Source organism: Streptomyces sp. NPDC031445 (assembly GCF_055581365.1).
In genome coordinates, this window is sequence record NZ_JBVIJO010000005.1 from 154,591 (window position 1) to 172,714 (window position 18,124).

Consider the following 18,124-nt stretch of genomic DNA (forward strand, 5'->3'; position numbering starts at 1 on the left):
GACTTTAAGGTGATTGCCGTCGTTGGGGAATGTGCGGGCTGCGGGGACCCTGGGAAAGGTGCGGAGGAACTGAGGCTGTGGGCAAGAGAAGGCGCGTCGCCGAGCGACGGAAGACCCGGCCCGCCGTGCTCGGCGGGATGATCGCCGTGGTGGTCGGCGGTGCCGGGCTCGGCGTCTACGCGCTGTACGACGGCGGTGCCGCGGCCGACGAGCGGTCCGCCACCACGGCCGGCCACCGGACCGTCAGGACCGGCCCGCTCACCGCCACCGAGGTCCGCACGGCCTCCACCCGCTTCCTGACCGCCTGGCAGCAGGGCGAGGCCGAACGGGCGGCGGACGCCACGGACGACCCCGCCGCCGCCGGGAAGGCGCTCACCGGCTTCGCCAAGGACGCCCACCTGAAGGACGTCACGCTCAAGCCGGGGACGGCCAAGGGCGCCGAGGTGCCGTTCTCCGTGCGGGCCACGGTGGCCTACCGGGGCCTCAGCAAGCCGTTCGCCTACCGCAGTTCGCTCACCGTCGTGCGCCGGGCGAGCGACGGCAAGCCGCTGGTCGACTGGCACTCGGCCGTGCTCCACCCGGAACTGCGGGACGGCGACACGCTGGTGACCGGCGCGTCCGGCACCCCGCCGGTCAAGGCGCTGGACCGCGACGGCGGCGAGATCACCACCGCCAGGTACCCGTCCCTCGGCACGGTGCTGGACGGGCTGCGGGAGAAGTACGGCAAGACGGCGGGCGGCACGGCGGGCGTCGAGCTGCGCGTGGTGCGCGGCAAGGCCGCCAAGGAGGCCAAGCTCTCCGACAAGACGCTGGTCGAGCTGAGCAAGGGCACCCCGGGCACGGTGCGGACGACGCTCAGCCCCGCCCTCCAGGCCGCCGCCGAGCAGCAGGTCGAGGGGCGCGCGCGTGCCTCGGTGGTCGCGCTGCGGCCCTCGACCGGCGAGATCCTGGCGGTCGCCAACGGCGGCCACGGCTTCAACACCGCCTTCCAGGGCTCCCTCGCCCCCGGCTCCACGATGAAGGTCATCACCTCGTCGCTGCTGATCGACAAGGGCCTGGCCTCCGCGGACAAGAAGCACCCCTGCCCGAAGACGGTCACCTACGGCGGCTGGAAGTTCCACAACGACGACGACTTCGAGATCAAGGGCGGCACGTTCAAGGCGAGCTTCGCCCGGTCCTGCAACACCGCCTTCATCAGCCAGGCGAAGAAGCTGAAGAACGACGACCTGACCAAGCAGGCCCAGCAGGTCTTCGGGCTGTCCATGAACAACTGGGCGATCGGTGTGCCCACCTTCGACGGCTCGGTGCCGGTGCAGTCGGCGGCGCAGATGGCGGCCTCGCTGATCGGCCAGGGCGGGGTGCGCATGAACCCGCTGAACATGGCCTCCGTGGCGGCCACCGTGAAGTCGGGCAGCTTCCACCAGCCGTACCTGGTCCCGCCGTCCGTGGACCACCGCACGCTGGCCACCGCCTCGCGCACCCTGTCGCCGAAGACGCTGTCCCAGCTGCGCGAGCTGATGCGGTACACGGCCGCGTACGGCACGGCCGCCCAGGCGATGGCGGGGCTCGGCCCGGACTACGGCGCGAAGACCGGCTCCGCCGAGGTGGACGGGCAGAAGAAGCCGAACGGCTGGTTCACCGCCTACCGGGGCGACCTCGCCGCAGCCGGTGTGGTCCAGGCGGGCGGGCACGGCGGTGACACGGCCGGCCCGATCGTGGCGAAGCTGCTGAAGCTCGGGGGCTGACCGGCTCCGCCCGGCCGCGATCAGCTCCGCACGGGCTCGACGGTGTAGGTGCGGCGCAGGAACCGCACCAGCGTCTTCGACTCGAACTGCACGACCTCGACCCCGTCGTCGGTGTGGAACTCGACCACCGCCTGGACGCGCCCGCACGGCCACACCCGGACGTCGCCGCTCTCGGCCGGCGCCCGCAGTCCCCGTTCGAGGAGCGCGCGGGAGAAGGTCCACTCGTGCGGTCCGGGCAGCCCGATCCGGACGGAGCGGGGATCGGCGTCGGGGTCGTACCGCAGCACGACGGGTACGGCCCCGGGATCCTCCTCGTCCGTGACGATGTGAGCGCGCGCGTACTGTTCGACTACAGACATCGGACCGCCCTCTCACGCACCGTGACGTATGCGAAAGCCGTGCATCCGCTTTCCCTCAAGAGTGGCACATTTTCCGGTCCGCGCCTCCGCTGGAGATGGAGAGCCGGTCTCTCTTGCAAGACATTCGCAACAAGGGCCTAAAATCGTACGGTGCATGTACCTGACGGATTCATCGACGCCCCGACCTCCGCGGTCACCGGAGTGGTCGCCGCCGGCGCCCTCGCCGTGAGCCTGCGCGGCGCCCGCCGCGAACTCGACGAGCGGACGGCCCCGCTGGCCGGCCTGGTGGCGGCGTTCATCTTCGCCGTGCAGATGCTCAACTTCCCGGTCGCCGCCGGGACCAGCGGCCACCTCCTGGGCGGCGCCCTGGCCGCGATACTCGTCGGGCCCTACACGGCCGTCCTGTGCGTGTCGGTCGTGCTGCTGATGCAGGGCGTGCTGTTCGCCGACGGCGGGCTGACCGCGCTCGGCGTGAACATCACCGACATGGCGATCGTCACGACCGTCGTCTCCTACGCCGTCTTCCGCGGCCTGCTCGCCGTGCTGCCCCGCAAACGGCGCTCGGTGACGGTGGCCTCCTTCGTCGCCGCCCTGGTGTCCGTGCCGGCCGCGGCGGTCGCCTTCACGCTGATCTACGCGGTCGGCGGCACCACCGACGTCTCCCTCGGCAAGGTCGCCACCGCGATGATCGGCGTCCATGTCCTGATCGGCATCGGCGAGGCGGTCATCACCGCGCTGACGGTCGGCGCGGTCGTCGCCGTGCGCCCGGACCTGGTGTACGGCGCGCGGGGCCTGCGGCAGCGGCTCCGGTTGCGGGTGAACGGCGAACTGGTGGACGCGCCCGCCCCGACGGCGCCCGTGGCGGCGCGCACCTCCCGGCGCACGCTGTGGATCACCGGCCTCGTCACCTCCCTGGTCCTCGCCGGCTTCGTCAGCTTCTACGCCTCCGCGAACCCCGACGGCCTGGAGAAGGTCGCGCACGACAAGGGGATCGACAAGAAGGCGAAGCAGCACACCACGGCCGACTCGCCGCTCGCCGACTACGGCGTGAAGGACATCTCCGACGCGCGGCTGTCCGGCGGCCTCGCGGGCGTGATCGGCGTCGGCGTCACGGTCGTCGCGGGCAGCGCGGTGTTCTGGGCGCTGCGCAGGCGGCGCGCCGACGACGTGTCCCCCGCGAGCACCGGCGTCTGACGTGGGAGCGGGACACGCACACCGGCTCTACCGGCACGGGCACTCGCCCGTGCACGGCCTGCCGCCGCACACCAAGCTGGCCGCCGCGTTCCTGTTCGTGGTGGTCGTCGTGTCGACCCCGCGCGAGGCCATGTGGGCGTTCGCGGTGTACGCCGTGCTGCTCGCGGTCGTCGCGCACCGGGCGCGCGTGCCCGCCCGCTTCCTGCTCGGGCGGCTGCTGATCGAGGTGCCGTTCGTCGCGTTCGCCGTGCTCATGCCGTTCGTGGCGGAGGGCGAGCGGGTGCACGTGCTCGGGCTCTCGCTCAGCGTGAACGGGCTGTGGGGCGCCTGGAACGTACTGGCCAAGGGCACCCTCGGCGTCGCCGCGTCCGTGCTGCTGGCGGCCACCACCGAACTGCGCGAACTGCTGCTCGGGCTGCAACGGCTGAAACTGCCGCCGCTGCTCGTGCAGATCGCCTCCTTCATGATCCGCTACGGCGACGTCATCACCGACGAGATGCGCCGGATGCGGATCGCCCGTGAGTCGCGCGGCTTCGAGGCGAAGGGCGTGCGGCACTGGGGTGTGCTCGCCAAGTCCGCCGGCGCGCTGTTCATCCGCTCCTACGAGCGCGGGGAGCGCGTGCACCTCGCGATGGTGAGCCGGGGGTACGCCGGTTCCATGCCGGTCATCGACGAGGTGACCGCGTCCGGCGCGCAGTGGCGGCACGCGCTCAGCCTCCCCTGTGCCGCCCTCGTCGTCTGCCTGCTGGGATGGATGCTGTGATGGTTCCTGTGACTGCTTCCCTGGAGGTCTCCGGCCTCGCCTTCGCCTACCCCGACGGACACCAGGCCCTGTTCGGCGTGGACTTCTCGATCGCGCGCGGCGAGCGGGTCGCGCTCCTCGGCCCGAACGGCGCCGGCAAGACCACCCTGGTGCTGCACCTCAACGGCATCCTGGGCGGCGGCACCGGCACAGTGACCGTGGCCGGGCTCCCGGTGTCCAAGCAGCACATGGCCGCGATCCGGCAGAAGGTCGGCATCGTCTTCCAGGACCCGGACGACCAGCTGTTCATGCCGACCGTGCGCGAGGACGTGGCGTTCGGTCCGGCCGCCGCCGGGATCAAGGGGGCGGCGCTGGAGGAGCGGGTGCACACCGCGCTGGAGCGGGTCGGGATGCGGGAGTTCGCCGACCGGCCGCCGCACCACCTGTCCTTCGGCCAGCGCCGCCGGGTCGCGGTGGCCACCGTGCTCGCCATGGAGCCGGAGATCCTGGTCCTGGACGAGCCGTCCTCCAACCTGGACCCGGCCTCGCGCCGCGAACTCGCCGACATCCTGCGCTCCCTGGACGTCACGGTCCTCATGGTGACGCACGACCTGCCGTACGCCCTGGAGCTGTGCCCGCGCTCCCTCGTCCTCAGCGAGGGCGTGATCGCGGCGGACGGCCCGACCGGCGCGCTGCTCTCCGACGAGGAGCTGATGCGGGCGCACCGGCTGGAGCTGCCGTTCGGCTTCGACCCGAAGTCCGTGGCCATGGGCGCGTGACGGGCCGTGCCGGACGCGGACCCGGCCGGCGGCGCACCCGACGCGCGGCGCCATCGACGTAACGATTCTGCCGGGCCGGTCCGACCGAGGAATCGCAGGCTCGTCCCCCGTGTTGCACCCACTGTCGCAGGAGACAGCTGGGCGGAAGGGGCGGCGGGCGTGGACGTGGACGTGAACGGCACTGTGGCCGAGGGCTTCGAGCCGGTCAGGGAGGCGTTCGCCGCGAACTTCGCGCTGCTCGGCGAGCGCGGAGCGGCCGTCGCCGTCTACCGGGACGGACACCGGGTCGTGGACCTGTGGGCCGGCACCCGGGACGTGGACGGCACGGCCCCCTGGCAGCGCGGGACCGCGCAGATCGTGCGCTCCGCCACCAAGGGCGTCGCCGCCGCCGCGCTGCTGCTCCTGCACCAGCGCGGCGAACTGGACCTGGACGCCCCGGTCGGCACCTACTGGCCGGAGTACAAGGCGGCCGGCAAGGAGCACACGCGCGTACGGGACCTGCTCGCGCACCGGGCGGGCGTGCCCGTGCTGGACCGCCCGCTGACCCCGGCCGAGGCCGCCGACCCCGACCTGGGCGCCGCCGCCGTGGCCGCGCAGGCGCCGGTGTGGGAGCCGGGCACCGCCCACGGCTACCACGCCCAGACCTTCAGCTGGCTCACCGGCGAACTGCTCCGCCGGATCACCGGCCGCCCGGCCGGCGACTGGATCGCCGAGGAGATCGCCGGGCCGGCGGGCGCGGACCTGTGGCTCGGCCTGCCGGAACCGGAACAGGCGCGCGTGGGGCGCGTCGGCCCGGTGGACGCGCCCGAGACCGCCGGCGGGCTGAAGACCCGCCCCAAGCGGGCGGTGGCCGAGGCCTACGCCGACCCGGACTCCCTGACCCGCCGCGCGTTCGCCGCGATCACCCCGTTCCCCGACGAGAACGACCCCGGCTACCGCGCCGCAGCCCTGCCCGCCTCCAACGGCATCGCCACGGCCGACGGGCTGGCCCGCTTCTACGCCTCGCTCATCGGCGGGGTCGACGGCGGGACCCGGCTGTTCACCCCGCGGACCATGGAGCTGGCCCGCGCGGAGGAGTCCGCCGGACCGGACCGGGTGCTGGTGGTGGGCACCCGCTTCGGCCTCGGCCACATGCTGCACGGTGCCGCGTCGCCGCTGCTCACCCCCGGCTCCTTCGGCCATCCCGGGCGCGGCGGCGCGCTCGGCTTCGCCGACCCGGACACCGGCGTCGCCTTCGGCTACGTCACCAACGGCTTCCGGCAGAGTGTGACGGCGGACCCGAGGGCGCAGGCACTGGTACGAGCGGTCCGCACGGCGCTCGCCTGAGCCATGCGCGCCCTCGGCGCACGCCGGACGCGTGTCACACGTGGATCGGGTGCGAGGTCCGTCCGGACGCCTGGTCGATCTCCTCGTGTGCCTTGGTCAGCAGGTGCATGGCCAGTTCGTTGAGGGCGCGGGCACCGGCGATCTCCTCGCCGACCCGGGGCTGGTTGGCGTCGACGCCGTGCCGGCTGGCCCGGCCGTGGGCCCGCACCTCGGAGCCGTCGGGCAGGCGCACCAGGGCCGCCGCGCGCGTGTGCTGATCGTCCTCCATGAACTCCATCTCGATGTGCCATCCCACAGCGGTGTGCATCATGACGACCACCTCCGAAAACCGCTGCTTCCAGGGTGCGTCACGGCACCCGGCCCGTCATGTCGGCACCGTGCGCCGCGCTAGCCGGCCCGCAGCATCAGCCCGATGCCCACGACCACCAGGCCCGCCGCCGCGATCCTGGGCGCCCCGAAGCGCTCCTTGAAGAACAGCGCGCCGATGGCGGCGCCGACGATGACGGACGACTCGCGCAGGGCGGCGACCGGGGCGAGCGCGGCCCGGGTCTGGGCCCACAGCACCAGGCCGTACGCGGCGACGGACAGGGCGGCGCCGAGGAGGCCGAGGGCGGCGTACGGCCGCAGGAGCCGGATGGTGCCGGCACGCGCGCGTGCGTACAGGAACGCGGGCAGCACCGCCCCCTGCACGGCCATGAGCCAGGCGACGTAGCCGGAGGGCGTGCCCGAGGCCCGTACGCCCATGCCGTCGATGACGGTGTACACGGCGATGGTCAGGCCGGTCGCGAGGGCCGCGCCGATCGCCGCCCAGTCGGGCCGCCGCCCGCGCAGTCCCCACAGTCCGACCCCGCCGAGCCCCAGGCAGGACACGGCGATGCCGGCGGCCGCCCAGGCGCCGGGCACCTCGTGCGCGAAGACGGCGGCGAGCACGGTCACCACGAGCGGGGCGCTGCCGCGCGCGAGGGGGTACGCCTGCCCGAAGTCGCCCAGCCGGAACGAGGTCATCAGCAGCGCGTAGTAGGCGATGTGCACGACGGCCGAGGCGAACAGGTACGGCCAGGCGGGGCCCGCCGGGAACGCCGTGAACGGTGCCGCCGCGAGCCCGATCAGCAGTCCGCCGCCGGAGATCAGGGCGAAGCCGACGAGCTTGTCGGTGATGCGGTGCGCGATGGCGTTCCAGCCGGCGTGGGTGACGGCGGCGAGCAGCACGGCCGTCGCGACCAGCGGTGTCACGCGTGCCGCTCGCGCACGTCCACCAGGGTGGCGCCCGCGTGGGCGACGAGTTCCTCCGGCCCGATCGGGAAGACGGTGTACGGCGTGCCGGCCGCCGCCCAGACCACCTCGTGGGCGAGCAGCGAGCGGTCGGCGAGGACCCGTGTGCGGGTGCGGTGCCCGAAGGGCGGCACCCCGCTGATGGCGTACCCGGTGGTCTCGCGCACGAGCCCGGCGTCGGCCCGGGTGACCTTCGCGGCCCCAAGCTCCTGCCGCAGCCGCTCGACGTCCACCCGCGAGGCTCCGTCCACGAGCACCAGCACGGGCACCCCGTCGGCGGCGAAGACCAGTGACTTGCAGATCCGGCTCAGCTCGCACCCGATGGCGGCGGCGGCCTCGGCGGCGGTCCGGGTCGCCTCCGGGAAGCTGCGGACCCGGGGCAGCAGCTCCCCCAGTCCCGACTCCTGCACGGCGGCGGCGAAACGAGGATGGGCGGTCGTCGTCATGGGCGCACGCTAGCGGGAAAGCCGGTGAGGGTGCAGCCCCGTCCCCACGGGCACCCTCACCGGCGGCTCTGTGTCAGGAGCGGTACGTCAGGCCCGTACCAGCTCCTTCTCGTCCTCGCGGGCGGCGTGGGCGCGCAGGCCCTCGCCCTCCACGTCCACGTTGGGCAGGGCGCGGTCCAGCCACTTCGGCAGCCACCAGGCCCGCTTGCCGAGCAGGGCGAGGACCGCCGGGACGATGGCCATGCGGACGAGGAACGCGTCGAAGAAGACGGCGATGGCGAGGCCGAAGCCGATCATCTTGATCATCGACTCGCTGGAGCCGATGAAGCCGGAGAAGACAGCGATCATGATGACGGCGGCGGCGGTCACGACCCGGGCGCCGTGCCTGAAGCCCGTCACCACCGCCTGGCTGGGCTTCTCGCCGTGGACGTACGCCTCCCGCATGCGGGTCACGAGGAACACCTCGTAGTCCATCGCGAGGCCGAAGACGACGCCCACCATGAAGATCGGCATCATCGACATGACCGGGCCGGTCTCCTCGACGTTCAGCAGGCCCGACAGCCAGCCCCACTGGAAGACCGCGACCACGGCGCCGAGGGCCGCCATCACGCTGAGCAGGAAGCCGAGCGCCGCCTTCAGCGGGACCAGGATCGAGCGGAAGACCACGATCAGCAGGAGGAAGGCCAGGCCGACGACCAGGGCCAGGTACGGCAGGAGCGCGTCGTTCAGCTTCTGCGAGACGTCGATGTTCATCGCCGTCGAGCCGGTGACCAGGACTTTGGAGTCGGTCGTGCGGGCGATGTCCGCGCCCTTGTCGCGGATGGCGTGCACCAGGTCCTCGGTGGTGGTCGAGGACGGCTTGGAGCCGGGGACGACGGTGATCGTCGCGGTGTCGCCGGCCTTGTTGGGCGTGGCCGGGGTGACGGTGACGACGTCCTTCAGGCCCTTGATCTCGTCGCCGACCTCGCGGAACGCGGCCTTGGGGTCGGCGCTGTCCTTGGCGTCGACGACGATCATCAGCGGGCCGTTGAAGCCGGGCCCGAAGCCCTCGGAGAGCAGGTCGTAGGCACGGCGCTGGGTGGTCGAGGCCGGCTGGGAGCCGTCGTCGGGCAGGCCCAGTTCCAGGGAGGAGGCCGGGATCGCCGCCGCGCCGAGGCCGAGCACCCCGAGCAGCAGCACGGCGACCGGGCGGCGGACGACGAAGCTGGCCCACCGGGTGCCCATGTTGGGGCGGCCCGGCTTCTTCGGCGTGCGGCCGCCGCCCAGCAGCCTGCTCTTCTGGCCGGCCGGCCTGATCCTGCGGCCGGCGTAGCCGAGCAGTGCCGGGATCATGGTCAGCGCGATGAGGACGGCGATGGCGACCGTGCCCGCCGCGGCGACGCCCATCTTCGTCAGCATCGGGATGTTGACGACGGAGAGGCCGACCAGCGCGATGACGACGGTGAGGCCGGCGAAGACGACCGCCGAGCCCGCCGTGCCGACGGCGCGTCCGGCCGCGTCCTCGCGCTCGCGGCCCTCGGCGAGTTCGGCGCGGTAGCGGGAGACGATGAAGAGGGCGTAGTCGATGCCGACGGCGAGGCCGATCATCGAGGCCAGGGTGGAGGTGGTGGTGCCCAGGTCCAGGGCGCTGGCGAGCGCGGTGATCGCGGAGACGCCGATGCCGACCCCGATGATGGCGGTGAGCAGCGGGAATCCGGCCGCGAGCAGCGAGCCGAAGGTGATGACCAGGACGACCGCGGCGACCGCGATGCCGATGATCTCGCTGGAGCCGGTCTCGGGGGCCGCGCTCAGCGCGTCACCGCCGATCTCGACGGTGAGACCCGCGTCCCGCGCGTCCTGGGCCGCGCCCTTCAGCGCGTCCTTGGAGGAGTCCTCCAGCTCCATGCCGGAGACCCCGTACTTCACCGAGGCGTAGGCGATGGTGCCGTTCTTGCTGACGGCGTGGCCGGTGTAGGGGTCGGCGACGGAGGCGACCTCGGAGCCGCTGCGCAGCTCCTTGACGGTCTTCTCGACGGTCGCCTTGTTGACGGCGTCCGTCATCTTCTCGCCCTTGGGGGCCTTGAAGACGACCCGGGCGGTGGCGCCGTCGGCGCTCATCCCGGGGAAGCGCTGCTCCAGCAGGTCGAAGGCCTTCTGAGCCTCGGTACCGGGGATGGAGAAGGACGTGTTGCCGGCGGCCGGCGCGGAGGCGGCGCCCACCCCGGCGAGGGTGAGCAGCGCGACCCATATGAGGGCGACGAAGTGCCGTCGCCGGAAGGCGAGGCGTCCGAGTTTGTAGAGGAACGTGGCCACGGAGGCGTACTCCCGGTCAGGTCGTTGGGTTCGGCTGGGCAGGGGTGATCAGCCCGACGACGTGAGCGGTGACGTCAGGTGGTGGGCTTGCTGGGGAAGAGCGTCAGCTCGCGGTGACGCCGAAGGCGGGGAGGACCACGGCGTCGATGTACGAGAGGAGGAAGTCCTGCGTCGGCGGCTGCTCGTCGATCAGTGTGCGGGCGGCGAACGCGCCGATCATCATGTGCATCATGAATCCGAGCGCGGGGTTGTCCGCGCGGATTTCGCCCCGGTCGATCGCCCGTTGCAGCACGCGCCGGAACTCCGCCATCTCCGGCTCGACGAGGTGCTCCCGGAACGCTGTGAGCAGGTCCGGGTTGCCGTGCACCGCCATGGCCAGGCCCCGCATCAGCGCGGAGCTCTGTTCCATCTCGCAGTCGTCCGCACGCAGGGTGAGCGCGTGCAGATCGCCTCTGAGGGAGCCGGTGTCGACGTCGCCGGCCCGGCCCGGCTTGCTGTGCCGCACGGCCTTGGCCACCAGCTCGGCCTTGCCGCCCCACTGGCGGTAGAGCGTGGCCTTGCTGGACCGGGTGCGGGCGGCCACGGCGTCCATGGTGAGGGCGTCGTAGCCGACCTCGCGGAGCAGGTCGAGCACGGCCTCGTACAGCTCGGCCTCGCGCTCGGGCGTGATGCGGCTGCGACGTGTCGCCGCTACGGCTTCGGTCATGCCCGTCACCTTCCCGCTCCGGAGCTTCTTCCTCGTACATCCATGAAGATACCCCGTGCGCCAACGAAACGAAACCGTTTCGTACGTGGGGTGGGTCACGAAGGTGAAGGGCCTGTAAGGAACCGGGCGGCGCGGACCCCACGAGTTGCCCGCGCCGTATGACCGGAAAAGCATGGGGACGTGAGCTATCTGCGCCTTCCCCACCTCAGCGGTGACCTGCTGTGCTTCGTCGCGGAGGACGACCTCTGGCTGGCCCCCCTCGACGCCCCGGGCCGCGCCTGGCGGCTCACCGCGGACCGCACCAAGACCGGCCACCCGCGCTTCTCCCCCGACGGCCGCCGGATCGCCTACACGACCTGGCGCAGCCTCGCCCCCGAGATCCACCTCGTCGACGCCGACGGCGGCCCCGGACGCCAGCTGACGTACTGGGGCAGCACCGACACCCAGGTCTGCGGCTGGACCCCGGACGGCGACATCCTGGCCGTGGCCTCCCACGGCCAGCCCTTCTCCCACTTCACCTGGGCCTACAAGGTCCCCGCCGACGGCGACCCGGGCGGGCGGCTGCCGTGGGGGCCGGTCGCCGACATCCAGTGCGCCGACCTCGCCGGCGAGCACAGGACCCTGCTGCTCACCGGCACCCCGCCGCACGAACCGGCCTCCTGGAAGCGGTACCGCGGCGGCGCCATGGGCCGGCTGTGGCTGCACGGGCAGCGCCTGCTCCCGGACCTGGAAGGCCATCTGGCCTGCCCCATGTTCGTCGCCGGCCGGATCGCCTTCCTCTCCGACCACGAGGGCGTCGGCAACCTCTACTCCTGCGCCTACGACGGCACCGACCTGCGCCGGCACACCGACCACGACGCCTTCTACGCCCGGCACGCCGCCGGCGACGGCGACCGGGTGGTCTACCAGTGCGCGGGCGACCTGTGGCTGGTGGACGACTTCTCGCCGGGCGGCATGCCGCGCAAGCTCGACGTCCGGCTCGCCGGACCGCGCACCGGCCGCCGCCGCTACCAGGTGCCGGCCGCGCAGAACGTCGACGGCATCTCCGTGGACGAGACCGGCCGGGCCAGCGCGGTCGTCGTCCGCGGCAGCCTGTACTGGCTCACCCACCGCGACGGCCCGGCCCGTACGATCACCGACACGCCCGGCGTCCGGGTACGGCTGCCGGAGATGCTGGGCTCCACCGGACAGATCGCCTACGTCACCGACGCCGAGGGCGAGGACGCCGTCGAGATCGCCCGCCTGCCCCGCGCCACCGGCGACCGCCCGCCCCGGCGGCTGGCCTCCGGCGCGCTGGGCCGGGTCCTGGAGATGGCCTGCGACCCCGAGGGCGAACGCCTGGCCGTGGCCTCGCACGACGGGCGGCTGCTGCTGATCGACGTGCCGGAGGACGGGGCGGCGGAACCGGAGGAAGCCGCGCCGGAGCCGGAGCAGGGCGAGGGGGAGAGCGGGGCGGCGGCCGGCATCACCGAGCTGATCCGGTCCCTCAACGGCCCGGTCCGCGACCTCGCCTTCTCCCCCGACGGCTCCTGGCTCACCTGGTCGCACCCCGGCATCGGCCGCTCCCTGCGCCAGATCAAGCTGGCCCGCATCAAGGACCGGCTGGTCGTGGACGTGACGAACGGCCGCTTCGAGGACGAGAACCCGGTCTTCACCCGCGACGGCCGCTACCTCGCCTTCCTCTCCTGGCGCGGCTTCGACCCGGTCTACGACGTGCACACCGGCGACCTGTCCTTCCCGCTCGGCTGCCGCCCGTACCTGGTCCCGCTCTCCTCGGCCACCCCCTCCCCGTTCGCCCTGAACCCCGAGGGCCGCCCGGCCGCCGGCGGGCTCGATCCGCTGGAGGACGAGGAGACCGGCGAGGCCGGCACGGTGACGGTCGAGGCCGAGGGGCTGGCGGACCGCGTCACGCCGTTCCCGGTCATCGCCTCCAAGTACTCCGGGCTCTGCCCGGTCGCGGGCGGCGGCCTGGTCTGGCTGCGCTGGCCGATCTCCGGCGCGCTCGGCGAGACCTTCGTCAACCCGGCCGACATCAGCGGACGCCCCACTCTGGAGTACTTCAACATCGCCAAGGCGAAGAAGTCCGAACTGGTCGACCACCTGGACTGGTTCACCGTGAGCGGCGACGGCACCCGGCTGGTCGTCGTGGACGAGGGCGACCTGCGGGCGGTGCCGTCGACCGAGATCGGCGACGCGGACTCGACCGTGTGGATCGACGTGCGCCGCATCCTGCACCAGGCCGACCCGCCCGCCGAGTGGCGCCAGGCCTACGACGAGGCGGGCCGCCTGATCCGCGCCTACTTCTGGGAGCCGGGCATGTGCGGCATCGACTGGCCCGCGGTGCTCGAGCAGTACCGCCCGCTGGTCGAACGGGTCGCGTCCCCCGACGAGTTCGCCGACCTGCTCCGCGAGGTCCTCGGCGAGCTGGGCACCTCGCACGCCTACGTCACCGCCGCCCGCCGCAACGAGGGCCCGCCGCACTACCAGCGCTGGCAGGGCCTCCTCGGCGCCAACTTCGTACGCCGGGACGGACGCTGGGTGGTCAAGCGCATCCTCGCCGGCGACTCCTCCGACTCCAGGGCCCGCTCGCCGCTGGCCGGCACGGGCATCCGCGAGGGCGCCGTCCTGACCCACGTCGAGGGCCGCGCGGTCGACCCGGTGGCGGGCCCGTACCCGCTGCTGGCCGGCTCGGGCGGAACGACCGTGGAGCTGACGTTCACCCCGTCCGAGGACGACACCGGGCACGCCCGCCGCGTCGCGGTCGTCCCGCTCGTCGACGAACGGCCGCTGCGCTACCAGGACTGGGTCGCCAAACGCCGGCAGGTCGTCCGCGAGTTGAGCGGCGGCAGGTGCGGCTACCTGCACATCCCCGACATGGGCGGCTCCGGCTGGGCCCAGTTCAACCGCGACCTGCGCATGGAGGTGTCCCGGCCGGCGCTCATCGTGGACGTGCGCGGCAACGCGGGCGGCCACATCAGCGAACTCGTCGTCGAGAAACTGACCCGGACCATCCTGGGCTGGGACCTGACCCGGGACGCGCAACCGGTGTCGTACGCCTCGAACGCCCCGCGCGGGCCCATCGTCGCCCTCGCCGACGAGGCGACCTCCTCCGACGGCGACATGATCACCGCCGCCTTCAAGCTGCTGAAGCTCGGCCCGGTCGTCGGCCAGCGCACCTGGGGCGGAGTGGTCGGCATGACCGGACGGCACCGGCTCGGCGACGGCACGGTCATCACCGTACCGATGAACGCGGCCTGGTTCGACGCCTACGGCTGGTCCGTGGAGAACCACGGCGTCGCCCCCGACCTGGAGATCCTGCGCACCCCGCTGGACTGGGCGGAGGGCCGCCACGCCCAGCTCGCCGACGCGGTGGAACTCGCCCTGGAACTGCTGGAGTCCGACCCGGCGGCGATCCCCCCGACCTACGACGGCGTCCCGGACCGATCCCGCCCGAAGCTGCCCCCGCGGGCGGCTTCCTGACCTGCCGGACCCGACGCGGGGTGCCCTCCCGGAAGAAGGGCACCCCTCGTCAACCGGCCGGAGCCGAGCGCAGCGGTCAGGCGTCGTAGTCCCGGTCGTACCGGTCCTGCATCTGCTGCTCCGTGTCCTCGATGTCACGGTGGTTCTGGCCGCCCCGCTCCGACGGCTGCTGGCCCTGGCGGCCCTGCTGCTGGCCCTGGCGGCCCTGCTGCGGACCGCGCTGGCCGGCCTTCTCGCGGCCCTGGTCCATCTTGTCCTTGGCCTGGCGGGACTTCTCCTGGAACTGGTCCTTCATACCCATGTGGGTTCACTCCCGTGATGAGTGGGGGTCCGGCCCCGTCGGTGGGGCCTCGACCAGATTCACACGGGCGAACACGGTGTGCATGTCGATCAGTTACGGTGCGTAGCGCGAGCCGCCTCGTCGGCCTCCCCGCCTGCGCCGACGAGCCCGGAACGCATGCCCTTCAGGCGGGGCGCGAACCGCTTCATCTCGCGCTGCCCGACCGTCCCGATGAGCCCCGGCAGATATCCGCGCACCCCCTGCATGCCACGCAGCCACCACTGCCCGTACACGTGCGCCGAGCGCCGCTCGATCCCCTCCACGAGCCGGTCCACGGCGGGGCCCAGCGGATAGGTCTTGTTGGACGGCCAGGGCAGCCGCTGCCGCAGCTCCCGCATGACGTCGTCCTGGTCGGCCCCGCGCACCATGTCCGTGTCCGTCCACGACAGGTACCCGACGCCGACGCGGACGCCCTGGTAGCCCACCTCGGCGCGCAGACTGTGCGCGTACGCCTCCACGCCCGACTTGGACGCACAGTACGCCGTCATCATCGGCGCCGGCGTGATCGCGGCGAGCGAGGCGATCTGGAGCAGGTAGCCGCGGCTCTCCACGAGCACCGGCAGGAACGCCCGCGCGGTGACCGCCGAACCGATGAGGTTCACCTCGATGACCCGCCGCCACGCCTGCGGATCGGAGTCGGCGAACGGACCGCCCGTCGCCACACCGGCGTTGGCGACCACGATGTCGACCTTCCCGAACCGCGCCTTCACCTCCTCGGCGACCCGGCTCATCGTCTCGTGGTCGGTGACGTCGGCGTACCAGTGGGCGCTGTCGCTGTGCAGCCGCCCGGAGACCTCCTTCAGCGCCTCCTCCTCCAGCCCGACCAGCGCCACCTTCGCGCCGCGCGCGGACAGTTTGCGCGCCAGCAGCTCACCGACGCCGCGCGCCGCTCCCGTGACGACCGCGACCTGCCCTTCGAGGCTGACCCTGCTCATGCGCCCTCCTTGATCTGCGCGGGGGTGGAACCGTGCCCGGGGACGGCCCCCGTGACATACGTGCCGACGAGTTCCCGGATGCGGGCGGTCACCGGCTGCGGGGCCTCGACCGGGGTCATGTGGCCGACGCCGGGCAGCTCGGTGAGGCCGACGCAGTGCGGCAGCGCGGCGACCAGCGCCCGGGCGTGCACCGCGGGCGTGAGCCGGTCGGACGCGCCGTGCAGCACGGCGGTGGGCACGCTCAACCGCCGTACGCCGTGGTCGAGATCGAGCCCGGCGAGGACGGCCGACCAGGCGTGGCGCGCGGCACGCGGGCAGGAGTGCACGATCCGCGCGCACGCCTCCACCATGTGCGGGGCCGAACCCGCGCCCATCGTGGCGTACTTGAGGACGCTCCGCGCGACCGGTGTGACCGGCCCGAGGGGCGCGCGGGAACCGAGGACGCGACGGGTGATCCAGGTGCGCACGCGCCCGGCGGGCAGCGGCACCACCCGCGACTGGGCGACCAGCCCCGAACTCCCCGTGCTGCACAGCAGGACGGCGGCGGCGTGTTCCCGGAAGCGGGGGCGCCCGGCCGCCGCCATGACCGTCATGCCGCCCAGGGAGTGACCGGCGACGAGCGCCTTCTCCCCGCGCGCCAGCGTCTCTGCGAGCACCGCTTCCAGATCGTCCGCCAGCGCCTCGGTGGTACACGTGGGGCTCGCGGGACTGCGCCCGTGCCCCCTCTGGTCGTAGGCGATCACCCGGTGGTCGGTGGCCAAGTCCCGTATCTGCGCCGCCCAGAACGCCGTCGAGCAGGTCCAGCCGTGGGCGAGGACGACCGGTGGCGCGTCCTCGTGGCCGTGCACCTCCACGTGCAGCCGCGCGCCGTCGGCGGAGACGGCGGTGAGGGTACGGGCCGGGACGGGCGGGGCGTAGGGGCCGGAGGTGACGTGGGCGCTCCGGCTCATGCGGCGGCCCCGCTCTTGCGGCCGGCCGGCCCGGCGCCGGGGCCGGACACCGGCGCCGGTTTCCGCAGCACCTCGTACTCCGCGAGGTCCACCCGCCGGGTGGCGCGCCGGAACTCGGTCGTCGTACCGGGCCAGATGGTGGTGTTGCGGCCGCTCGCGTCCAGGTACCAGCTGGTGCAGCCGCCGGTGCTCCACACGGTCCGCTTCATGCGCTCCTGCACCCTGTCGTTCCAGGCGTCGACGGCGGCGGGCCGCGCGTCGAGGGCGGTACGGCCGCCCAGGACGTCGAGCTGGCGCAGATAGTCGGCCATGTAGCTGAGCTGGGACTCGATCATGAGGATCATGGAGGAGTTCCCGAGGCCGGTGTTGGGCCCGATGATCGTCATCCAGTTCGGGAACCCGGCCGCCGAGGCGCCGCGCAGCGCCCGCATGCCGTTCTTCCAGGACTCCGCGAGCGTGATGCCCTCCGCGCCGACCACGCGCTCGGCGATGGGCATGTCCGTCACGTGGAAACCGGTGCTGAAGATGATCACGTCGACCTCGGCCTCGGTGCCGTCGGCCGCCACCGCCGTGGACCCGCGGATCTCGCTCAGCCCGCCGACGACGTCCACGTTCGGCCTGGCCAGCGCCGGGTAGTACGCGCTGGACAGCAGGATGCGCTTGCAGCCGATGCGGTAGTCCGGGGTGAGCCTGGCGCGCAGCTCCGGGTCCTTGATCGCGCGGGCCATGTTCCGCTTGGCGAGCTGTTCGACCAGGCCGAGTTCGTCCGGGCGCTTGGTGAACGCCTGCACCTGGAGCTCCCGGATGCCCCACAGCAGTCCGCGCCGGACCTGGGCGGTGACGGGCAGCCGGCGGTGCAGCCAGCGCTCGGCGCCGCTGATGGCGCGGTCGACGCGGGGCAGCACCCAGGGCGGGGTGCGCTGGAAGAGGGTGAGCCGGCCGGCCTGCGGCTGGATGGCGGGGACGATCTGGATGGCGGAGGCTCCGGTGCCGATCACGGCGACCCGCTTGCCGCGCAGGTCGTAGTCGTGGTCCCAGCGGGCGGAGTGGAACACCTTGCCCGGGAAGGAGTCGAGACCGGGGACGTCGGGGATCTTCGGGTCGGACAGCGGCCCGGTGGCGGAGACGACCACATCGGCGGTCAGCGTGCCGCGCGTGGTCTCGATGGTCCACCACAGGTTCTCGTTGTCCCAGGTCATCAGCTTGACCTCGGAGTCGAGGCGGAGGTGCGGGCGCAGCCCGAAGACATCGGTGACGTGCTCCAGATAGGCGCGGATGTGCCGCTGTCCGGAGAAGGTGCGCGGCCAGTCCGGGTGGGGCGCGAAGGAGAAGGAGTACAGGTGCGAGGGCACGTCACAGGCGCACCCGGGGTAGCTGTTGTCCCGCCAGGTGCCGCCGACGCTGCCGGCCCGCTCCAGGACGACGAAGTCGGTGATTCCCTCGCGGCGCAGCCGCACGGCGGCCCCCAGCCCGCCGAACCCGGACCCGATCACCGCCACCCGTACATGCTCGTGCTCGGCCATCCCGAAGCCTCCACGCATCGCCTAGGAACTCTGCC

The 18,124-nt window shown here is 72.9% G+C and carries 16 protein-coding genes; 6 read left to right on the forward strand and 10 right to left on the reverse strand.

What is annotated here, in order from left to right; all coding sequences use genetic code 11:
* Positions 1-77 precede the first annotated feature (77 nt).
* Positions 78-1,745 (forward strand): penicillin-binding transpeptidase domain-containing protein, encoded by a 1,668-nt coding sequence (locus ACZ5DC_RS15815; protein WP_468653049.1) that lies wholly within the window; start codon positions 78-80, stop codon positions 1,743-1,745.
* Positions 1,746-1,765: 20 nt separating this feature from the next.
* Here ACZ5DC_RS15815 and ACZ5DC_RS15820 read toward each other — a convergent pair whose 3' ends face one another.
* Complete coding sequence (locus ACZ5DC_RS15820; RefSeq protein WP_468653051.1) at positions 1,766-2,104, reverse strand: SsgA family sporulation/cell division regulator; 339 nt, start codon at positions 2,102-2,104, stop codon at positions 1,766-1,768.
* A 150-nt stretch (positions 2,105-2,254) separates the two neighbouring features.
* On the opposite strand from ACZ5DC_RS15820, the gene ACZ5DC_RS15825 reads away from it, so the two are divergent.
* From ACZ5DC_RS15825 to ACZ5DC_RS15840, 4 genes are all read left to right on the forward strand, one after another.
* A complete protein-coding gene (locus ACZ5DC_RS15825; protein ID WP_468653053.1) occupies positions 2,255-3,298 on the forward strand; it encodes an energy-coupling factor ABC transporter permease in 1,044 nt (347 codons plus the stop codon).
* A 1-nt stretch (position 3,299) separates the two neighbouring features.
* Positions 3,300-4,061, forward strand: a complete 762-nt coding sequence (cbiQ, locus tag ACZ5DC_RS15830; RefSeq protein WP_468653055.1) for a cobalt ECF transporter T component CbiQ — start codon at positions 3,300-3,302, stop codon at positions 4,059-4,061.
* Complete coding sequence (locus ACZ5DC_RS15835; RefSeq protein WP_366749734.1) at positions 4,061-4,819, forward strand: energy-coupling factor ABC transporter ATP-binding protein; 759 nt, start codon at positions 4,061-4,063, stop codon at positions 4,817-4,819. Before cbiQ ends, ACZ5DC_RS15835 begins: the two co-directional genes overlap by 1 nt.
* Before the next feature lie 165 nt (positions 4,820-4,984).
* Positions 4,985-6,145, forward strand: a complete 1,161-nt coding sequence (locus tag ACZ5DC_RS15840; RefSeq protein WP_468653541.1) for a serine hydrolase domain-containing protein — start codon at positions 4,985-4,987, stop codon at positions 6,143-6,145.
* Positions 6,146-6,179: 34 nt separating this feature from the next.
* Here the strand turns inward: ACZ5DC_RS15840 and ACZ5DC_RS15845 are convergent, their stop codons facing one another.
* From ACZ5DC_RS15845 to ACZ5DC_RS15865, 5 genes are all read right to left on the reverse strand, one after another.
* On the reverse strand, positions 6,180-6,455 hold the full coding sequence (locus ACZ5DC_RS15845; protein ID WP_366749735.1) for a DUF1876 domain-containing protein: 276 nt from the start codon (positions 6,453-6,455) through the stop codon (positions 6,180-6,182).
* Positions 6,456-6,532: 77 nt separating this feature from the next.
* Positions 6,533-7,378, reverse strand: coding sequence for an EamA family transporter (locus ACZ5DC_RS15850; RefSeq protein WP_468653058.1), 846 nt, complete (start codon positions 7,376-7,378; stop codon positions 6,533-6,535).
* Positions 7,375-7,863, reverse strand: coding sequence for a YbaK/EbsC family protein (locus tag ACZ5DC_RS15855; RefSeq protein ID WP_468653060.1), 489 nt, complete (start codon positions 7,861-7,863; stop codon positions 7,375-7,377). Before ACZ5DC_RS15855 ends, ACZ5DC_RS15850 begins: the two co-directional genes overlap by 4 nt.
* Before the next feature lie 87 nt (positions 7,864-7,950).
* Positions 7,951-10,155: an MMPL family transporter gene (locus ACZ5DC_RS15860; RefSeq protein ID WP_468653062.1), complete on the reverse strand. Its 2,205-nt coding sequence runs from the start codon at positions 10,153-10,155 to the stop codon at positions 7,951-7,953.
* 103 nt (positions 10,156-10,258) lie between these two features.
* The gene (locus ACZ5DC_RS15865; RefSeq protein ID WP_468653064.1) at positions 10,259-10,861 is read right to left on the reverse strand and encodes a TetR/AcrR family transcriptional regulator; all 603 of its coding nucleotides are present in this window, start codon (positions 10,859-10,861) and stop codon (positions 10,259-10,261) included.
* Positions 10,862-11,041: 180 nt separating this feature from the next.
* Here ACZ5DC_RS15865 and ACZ5DC_RS15870 point away from each other — a divergent pair, with 180 nt between their 5' ends.
* Complete coding sequence (locus ACZ5DC_RS15870) at positions 11,042-14,341, forward strand: S41 family peptidase (protein ID WP_468653066.1); 3,300 nt, start codon at positions 11,042-11,044, stop codon at positions 14,339-14,341.
* Between the two features lie 76 nt (positions 14,342-14,417).
* Here ACZ5DC_RS15870 and ACZ5DC_RS15875 read toward each other — a convergent pair whose 3' ends face one another.
* The 4 genes from ACZ5DC_RS15875 to ACZ5DC_RS15890 all read right to left on the reverse strand — a co-directional run bounded on the left by ACZ5DC_RS15875 (position 14,418) and on the right by ACZ5DC_RS15890 (position 18,089).
* Positions 14,418-14,642 carry a hypothetical protein gene (locus ACZ5DC_RS15875; protein ID WP_468653068.1) on the reverse strand — a complete coding sequence of 75 codons (225 nt, stop codon included), beginning with the start codon at positions 14,640-14,642 and terminating at the stop codon, positions 14,418-14,420.
* Between the two features lie 89 nt (positions 14,643-14,731).
* Positions 14,732-15,616, reverse strand: a complete 885-nt coding sequence (locus ACZ5DC_RS15880; RefSeq protein WP_366749743.1) for an SDR family oxidoreductase — start codon at positions 15,614-15,616, stop codon at positions 14,732-14,734.
* Positions 15,613-16,566, reverse strand: a complete 954-nt coding sequence (locus ACZ5DC_RS15885; protein ID WP_468653070.1) for an alpha/beta fold hydrolase — start codon at positions 16,564-16,566, stop codon at positions 15,613-15,615. The genes ACZ5DC_RS15880 and ACZ5DC_RS15885 overlap by 4 nt, the downstream gene beginning before the upstream one ends.
* Positions 16,563-18,089 carry a flavin-containing monooxygenase gene (locus ACZ5DC_RS15890; RefSeq protein ID WP_468653072.1) on the reverse strand — a complete coding sequence of 509 codons (1,527 nt, stop codon included), beginning with the start codon at positions 18,087-18,089 and terminating at the stop codon, positions 16,563-16,565. Before ACZ5DC_RS15890 ends, ACZ5DC_RS15885 begins: the two co-directional genes overlap by 4 nt.
* Positions 18,090-18,124 lie beyond the last annotated feature (35 nt).